Source organism: Mesorhizobium sp. M2E.F.Ca.ET.209.01.1.1, assembly GCF_004010375.2.
GTDB lineage: Bacteria > Pseudomonadota > Alphaproteobacteria > Rhizobiales > Rhizobiaceae > Mesorhizobium.
In genome coordinates this window covers 1-366 of sequence record NZ_SADP02000443.1, presented here as the reverse complement: position 1 = coordinate 366, position 366 = coordinate 1, and the positions used below count along the sequence as shown (strand labels likewise).

General features: G+C 65.8%; 1 protein-coding gene. It reads left to right on the top strand.

Going from position 1 to position 366, the window contains the following annotated elements; all coding sequences use genetic code 11:
- Positions 1 to 130: 130 nt before the first annotated feature.
- The coding region (locus tag EN852_RS36390) for an LssY C-terminal domain-containing protein (RefSeq protein WP_246694522.1) at positions 131 to 366 on the top strand (236 nt) is incomplete at its 3' end.

The following is a 366-nucleotide window of genomic DNA, read 5'->3' as shown; positions in this document are numbered from 1 at the left end:
GCGAAGCCTGAGGCGGCGTGCGGCGATCTAGCTGGCGACTGTTTGCGTCTCCTATCTAGCGCTCGCCTATATCGCGGCGCCGGAATTCTGGACATGGCGGGAGCGCGGCTTCCGCACGAAGCCCTTCGAGATGGTGACGCATACGCCGCAGGGCATTCCCGGCGACCCGATCAATGTCGGCCTTGTCGGCACCGAAAAGGAAGTCGTGCATGCTTTCGCCGTCGCCGGCTGGGACACGGCCGATGCGGTGACGCTGAGGACAGCGATCGACATCGGCGAAAGCGTGTTGTTTTCCCGCCCCTACCCGGACGCCCCGGTGAGCCGCCTGCTGTTCGAGGGCCGCGCCCAGGACCTGGCCTTCGAGAA